The 6345-nt window shown below is 35.5% G+C and carries 7 protein-coding genes and 1 rRNA gene; 1 reads left to right on the top strand and 7 read right to left on the bottom strand.

Going from position 1 to position 6345, the window contains the following annotated elements:
- From BMW29_RS10130 to BMW29_RS10110, 5 genes are all read right to left on the bottom strand, one after another.
- Window positions 1–134, bottom strand: a 16S ribosomal RNA gene (locus BMW29_RS10130); the annotation flags it as partial.
- Window positions 135–691: 557 nt separating this feature from the next.
- Window positions 692–1219, bottom strand: coding sequence for a GNAT family N-acetyltransferase (locus BMW29_RS10125; protein WP_092653023.1), 528 nt, complete (start codon window positions 1217–1219; stop codon window positions 692–694).
- A 122-nt stretch (window positions 1220–1341) separates the two neighbouring features.
- On the bottom strand, window positions 1342–2679 hold the full coding sequence (locus tag BMW29_RS10120) for a glucose-6-phosphate isomerase (RefSeq protein WP_092653015.1): 1338 nt from the start codon (window positions 2677–2679) through the stop codon (window positions 1342–1344).
- 127 nt (window positions 2680–2806) lie between these two features.
- Entirely contained in the window at window positions 2807–3205 is a 399-nt protein-coding gene (locus tag BMW29_RS10115) for a hypothetical protein (RefSeq protein WP_092653013.1), read from the bottom strand.
- Between the two features lie 100 nt (window positions 3206–3305).
- The gene (locus BMW29_RS10110) at window positions 3306–3665 is read right to left on the bottom strand and encodes a CvfD/Ygs/GSP13 family RNA-binding post-transcriptional regulator (protein ID WP_092653021.1); all 360 of its coding nucleotides are present in this window, start codon (window positions 3663–3665) and stop codon (window positions 3306–3308) included.
- A gap of 164 nt (window positions 3666–3829) precedes the next feature.
- On the opposite strand from BMW29_RS10110, the gene BMW29_RS10105 reads away from it, so the two are divergent.
- Window positions 3830–4999, top strand: coding sequence for a MalY/PatB family protein (locus BMW29_RS10105; protein ID WP_092653011.1), 1170 nt, complete (start codon window positions 3830–3832; stop codon window positions 4997–4999).
- Between the two features lie 80 nt (window positions 5000–5079).
- On the opposite strand, the gene BMW29_RS10100 is transcribed toward BMW29_RS10105, so the two are convergent.
- Together BMW29_RS10100 and BMW29_RS10095 are read right to left on the bottom strand one after the other, a co-directional pair.
- Window positions 5080–5526, bottom strand: a complete 447-nt coding sequence (locus tag BMW29_RS10100; protein ID WP_092653009.1) for a threonine/serine exporter family protein — start codon at window positions 5524–5526, stop codon at window positions 5080–5082.
- 15 nt (window positions 5527–5541) lie between these two features.
- Window positions 5542–6291: a threonine/serine exporter family protein gene (locus BMW29_RS10095; protein ID WP_245706270.1), complete on the bottom strand. Its 750-nt coding sequence runs from the start codon at window positions 6289–6291 to the stop codon at window positions 5542–5544.
- Window positions 6292–6345 lie beyond the last annotated feature (54 nt).

Genomic DNA, 6345 nt, shown 5'->3' with positions numbered 1-6345 from the left:
CACGTGTTACTCACCCGTCCGCCACTCCTCTTTTCAATTGAATGCAAGCATTCGGGAGAAAAGAAGCGTTCGACTTGCATGTATTAGGCACGCCGCCAGCGTTCGTCCTGAGCCAGGATCAAACTCTCATAAAAGTATCGTTCAAACCCGAAGGTTTAAAGTCATTTTTATAATGTGCTTGTAGCTCATTATTTTTTTGAATTGCTAGCGAATTTTATTCACTAATGTTGTTTGTTTTAACCTTGTTAAAACAACCTACACATTTGGTTCGTCTTACTTTGTTCAGTTTTCAAAGGTCTAATTCGTTGCCGTTTCGACAACTTCTAAATAGTATCACACGAGACGATTCATGTCAACAACTTTTTTGAATATTTATTCATTAAAAATGTTTAATTATACGAAAAGTTATTTATTTGAACATCTAGAGGCGACTTGAAAATCTTATCATAAATAAGATTTACTTGTCAATACTTTTTCTTAGTGCTCCAAGTAATCTTGTGTCACTGGAACGATATCTAATATATCAAGTTTCTCAAGTTTGGTCAACTGTTTCTCATCATTTTTCTTACTTTTTTTCAACTTGCGAACGATATGGGTAGACGCAACGAATTCGTTCGCTTTTAAATCACTATTTAGACACCATTCACCTGTAGTTCACAATAGAACGTTCGATAATTTTTTCCGCATATTTTTATGCATACCACTCATATAAGTTGAAATCAGCCACCTGCTCTCCTGCATCATGTTCTTTCAGACAACCAACAAGCTGAAATTCGTTTATTTGATACAACTGATTCAAATGTATATTTTCAGCAAGACAATCTAAACGTAAAACTTCTTTATCTTGAGAACGAGTATAAACTTTAGCCCAACTAAGCATCTTTTCTGAAAGATGTTGTCCAGCAAACTTTCGATCAATTGCTAAACGATGTAAATAGAAAGCACTAGGCTCATTTATTTCTTGCCATAATATTTGATCCCACTGGCTTTTTTTGGACCATAAAATAAACATACCTGCTGGCACTTGATTCACACGACAAATAAAAACTTCTCCCCTTGCAATGGCTTCTGATGTATGGTGATTGTCCTTTCCTTCTAAAAAACCATTCCATTGCTTTGAGCCAATTGATTTTAACCAGGATGCCGCTTGAAAGAGTAGCTCGTGAATGGCTACTTGATCCTGTAATGTTGCTTGTGCTATTTGGATTTGTTTGTTCATCATATTTAGCTCCTCTTTATTTCGGTAAAATTATTTCATACTATATTATAGAAGTAATGTTTATTTTTTGCTAAAAACTGCCCTCAAAATGATGTGAAGCATCAATTTGAGAGCAGTTGATTTTATAGACGACTATTTAATTCTTTTGCTAAGTCTTCAAATCCTGGTTTACCTAGTAAAGCAAACATATTTTTCTTATAGGCTTCTACTCCTGGTTGATCAAACGGATTCACACCATTTAAGTAACCTGAAATTCCTACAGCAATTTCGAAGAAATACATCAAGTAACCTAATGTATAAGCATCCGTTTGAGGAATGGTTACAACTAGATTAGGCACATCCCCATCTGTATGAGCCAACATTGTTCCTTGGAAAGCCTTTGTATTAACAAAATCAATTGATTTACCTTCTAAATAACCTAAACCATCCAAATCTTTTTCTGCAGTTGGAATGGTTAATTCATGACGCGCTTTATCTACTTTAATAATCGTTTCAAAGATATCACGACGCCCTTCTTGAATATATTGACCTAATGAATGTAAGTCAGTAGAGAAGTTGGCACTTGATGGATAGATTCCTTTTTGATCTTTTCCTTCTGATTCGCCGAATAATTGTTTCCACCATTCTGAAAAATATTGTAATGATGGTTCATAGTTAATTAATAACTCTGTTGTTTTGCCTTTACGGTAAAGAGCATTACGAACAGCCGCATATTGATAGGCTTCATTTTCTTCCAATTTATCACTACGGTATGCATCGCTTGCATCTGCTGCTCCTTGCATTAATGCATCAATGTCTGCACCACTTGCTGCAATTGGTAATAAACCTACTGCTGTTAAGACTGAGAAACGTCCACCAACATCATCAGGAATCACAAATGTTTCATAACCTTCTGCATCTGCTTCATTTTTTAATGCGCCACGCGCTTTATCTGTTGTTGCATAAATACGTTTTTTAGCTGCTTCAGCACCATATTTTTTCACCAATAGTTCTTTAAAGACACGGAAAGCAATTGCTGGTTCAGTTGTTGTACCAGATTTAGAGATGATGTTAACAGAGAAATCACGTTCGCCAATCACATCAATTAAATCATGTAAATAACTTGAACTAATGCTGTTTCCTGCGAAGAAAATTTGTGGTGCTTGATGATCCACTAAATTATAGAATGAGTGGTTAAGGAAATCTAATGCTGCTTTCGCACCTAGATATGAACCACCAATTCCAATAACAATTAGGACTTCAGAATCGCTTTGGATTTTTTGAGCTGCTGTTTTAATGCGAGCAAATTCTGCTTTATCATAATTTTTTGGTAAATCAATCCAACCAAGAAAATCATTTCCTGCTCCTGTACCATTTCGTAACATACTATCTGCTGCTGTGACTTGACTTTGCAAGTAAGCTACTTCATGTGGTTGCATAAATTTTTCGATTTTTGAATAATCAAATTGAATATGTGCCATTAAAAACCCTCCGATAAATAGTTAGATTGTCTAACTGATTAATTTTTTTCTTCACTCTCTACTTTAGTAGTTTTAACGCCAAAACGCAAGTAAAAAAGAGAGGTTTCCCTCTCGATTGGTCTACCTATTATTGATTTTGTGCTTTTTCAAATCTTGGGACGCCTGAAATCTCCCATTTTTGCATGGCTGCTTGTAAGGTTGTCGTTTTTTCCCATGACAAATCTTTGGCATCTGTCTTCAACACTTCTGAAAGTGTTGCAGCTGGGTGGATGAGTTCAAATACAAACAATGGAATTTTATGTCCATCGACAACTGCATTCGTTAATTCAAAAAGTTTTAATGCATTCATATCAATATGCATCTTCATTTTAAAATGTTCCAGAATACTGGCTAAACCTGTTCGCTCTTCTTCAATCTCAGTTGTAACAAAAGTATACGTTTCTTCATTTTTAGCGACTAAAAAAACAGAATGATTCTCTGAATTTTGGGCAATAATTGTCCCAGCAACCCATTGTTTTTCTGACATTTTCCACACTCACCTTTACGTAAAATCAAAAAATACAATTGCATCATACCACATTATGAGGCAGAAGAAATCACATTTTTAAATGTAAACGTTTTAGTGTTTAATTTTCTCTATTTGACTCATCAATTTGTGCTTCTTTGACCCATGTAGGCATCATTTGATGGATAGAAGAGAAACCAATTTTTGGCGCTTTTTTACGCTTAAATTTTTTCTTTTTAGGAACTTCATGATAGGGAACTTGCTTCTCTAATGTGCGGATGGATAAGCTGATTTTTTTTGTATATTCATCGATATCAATAATTTGAACGGTGATTTCATCCCCTACTTTTAGCAGCTCATTTAAATCTTTTACAAAACCATGCGTACATTCTGAAATATGGATAAGTCCTTGAACCTCTTTATCTAAAGAAACAAATGCGCCATATGGTTGGACACCTGTTACAATTCCCTTTTGAATCATGCCTATTTTATACACGGTGCTTTCCTCCTTATCATTACTGGTCAAAACATCGTTTACATTATACCACTCTAGCTTAAACTTTGCGATGTTCTTTTCTTCCTTTTGTTCTACGCGCTTTTCATCTATAATGAGGGTAATCAAATCAAGAAGGGGGAATTTAGTTCATGTACAACTTTGATCAAATCATTCTTAGAAAAGGCACCAACAGCAAAAAATGGGATTCCATTGATGAAACTTATCATGAGGCTGGTTTATTACCAATGTGGGTTGCTGATATGGATTTTGCTACACCAGACTTTATTAGGGAGGCTATTGCAGCAGCTCTTGACCATAAAGTACTAGGATATACGATGGCACCAGAGAGTTTATATGAAGCCATTATTCAATGGGAGGCCACTCAACATCAGATTCAACTAAAGAAAGAGCATATTTTATTTTCTCCTGGTGTTGTGCCAAGTATTGCATTAGCTATTGAAACACTCACTCAAGTTGAAGAGGCCGTGATGATTCATGACCCTGTCTACACACCTTTTCGTGAAATGGTTGAACAAAACAATCGGAAAGTCATTACTTCTACTTTAACAATTGAAAATGGGCAATTTGTCATGGATTTTAAGGATATTGAAAAAAAATTTAGCACTGAAAAGGTTCGTTTGTTTATCTTAAGTAATCCGCAAAATCCTGGAGGACGTGTTTGGTCAAGAGGTGAGCTAAATACATTACTTTCTTTATGTAAAAAATATCAAGTTTATTGTCTGAGTGATGAAATTCATAGTGATTTAATTTTTGCTCCTCATCAATTTACCTCTGCTTTTGCGATTGATGAAGCCTTTGATGATTTACTCATTGTGTTAAATGCTGCAACAAAAACATTTAATATGGCTGGTGTGAAGCATTCGATGATTTATGTAAAAGATTCAGTGCTACGTGCTAAACTAATGGCTGCACAGGCTAAGTCTGAGCAAGGTACGATTAATACTTTTGGCTATGCTGCAACGGAAGCTGCTTATCGTTATGGCAAAGATTGGTTGAAGGAATTAATTGGGTATATTCAAGAAAATCAGCGCTTATTTATGGACTTTTTTGCAAAAGAACTCCCTCATATTTCTGTTATAAAACCTGAGGGAACGTATCTGATTTGGATTGATTGCCGGTCATTAGGTTTATCTGACCAAACGCTCAAGGAACGATTGATTCATCAAGGAAAAATCGTCTTATCACCTGGAATTGATTATGGTTTAAATGGTTCTGGCTGGATGCGTGTCAATTTAGGTTGTCCAAAGGAAATTCTAGAGGATGGTTTGCAACGCTTAAAATTAGCATTGGCAAAATAATCAACAAAGAAAGACTCTTTTCTCTATTGTTACAAGTAGAGAGAAGAGTCTTTTTTATTGAATCAGTAGCTCATTCTTTTTTAGTGTCTGCCAATCAACACTTTTATTGTCTTTACTTTTTCAAATGATAAATTAGCAATTAGGAAGCCGACTGAAATCGCGACTGCAATACCAATCACTTGCATCAAGAAACCAATACCTAAATTACTTTCTCCAACTGCAAAATAACGAATCATTTGATACGCAGTTCCCCCTGGAACAACTGTTACTAAGCTAGGAATACTAAACATGGTGCTCGGTACGCGTTTGATTTTAGCTAAAATCAAGCTTCCTAAACGAATCATCATGGCACTAATAAAATAGCTAATAAAGATATTGACGCCAAAGTTGATTAATAGGTAATAAACCAGCCAAGAGAGGGTTCCAATTGCGCCACACCACTGTAATAGGGTTCTAGGAACGTTGGTTAGCACACCAAAAGCAACAACACCGATAAAGCTAAATAGGGCTTGTAAGATTATTTCCAAAGAGTTCCCTTCTTTCTATAATAGTAGTTTTAATGCAATCGCAACACCCACACCAATTGAGCCTGCTGTAAGTAAAGCCTGTAAACCTGAGGTCATACTGCTAATGGTATGTCCACTAATGCCATCTAAAAAAGCATTGGTAATTTTAACGCCTGGAACTAGTGGCATCACGCTGCCAATAATAATCATATTCATATCCGTTCCTAAATGCAGTTTAACAAATAATCCTGCAAGGAGCGCAATCACAAAAGCAACTAGTCCATTATTTAGAAAATCAACTTCTGTTCTTTTGTTGAGGAAATAGTAAAGCATATAGCCCATTCCTCCAACTACAAATGTTGCAAAAAAGTCTCTGAATTCGCCACCAAAAATATACATTAAGGAGGCACTCACTAGTGAAGCAGCTAAGGTTTTCAACCAAAAATTAAAATCTTTAATATCTTCATCAATTTGTTGAAGTAGCTGGTAAAATGCTGAAATGGTAATCGTTCCCTCACCAAATTTTCTTGATAGTTGATTCACATAGGCGACTTTTTCTAAATTCATGGTTGTTTGCTGAATACTTTCCATTTGTGAATAAGCTTCGCCTCTTAATGAAATAAAGATACCAGTTGGAGTAACAAAAGCCACAACATTTTCTAAGCCTGCATTACGACCAATCCTAAGCATGGTGTCTTCCACGCGCGTCATATCTGCACCATTTTCTAACAAAATCTTTCCGGCTAATACAGCAACTTCTAATATTTTTATTTTATCTATTTTCAAATTGAGCCCTCCTTTCTCTATTAAACATAAAAAGTCTGCAATCAGAGAAAAATT

Origin of the sequence: Isobaculum melis, from assembly GCF_900111355.1 — a bacterium.
GTDB classification, from domain to species: Bacteria; Bacillota; Bacilli; order Lactobacillales; family Carnobacteriaceae; genus Isobaculum; species Isobaculum melis.
Note: the sequence above shows the minus strand (reverse complement) of the source record. Positions and strands in the feature narration are given on the sequence as shown.

Coding starts and splice junctions, on each gene's coding strand:
- BMW29_RS10125 (WP_092653023.1), bottom strand. CDS start 1,219: ATGAACAAACAAATCCAAATAGCACAAGCAACATTACAGGATCAAGTA.
- BMW29_RS10120 (WP_092653015.1), bottom strand. CDS start 2,679: ATGGCACATATTCAATTTGATTATTCAAAAATCGAAAAATTTATGCAA.
- BMW29_RS10115 (WP_092653013.1), bottom strand. CDS start 3,205: ATGTCAGAAAAACAATGGGTTGCTGGGACAATTATTGCCCAAAATTCA.
- BMW29_RS10110 (WP_092653021.1), bottom strand. CDS start 3,665: ATGATTCAAAAGGGAATTGTAACAGGTGTCCAACCATATGGCGCATTT.
- BMW29_RS10105 (WP_092653011.1), top strand. CDS start 3,830: ATGTACAACTTTGATCAAATCATTCTTAGAAAAGGCACCAACAGCAAA.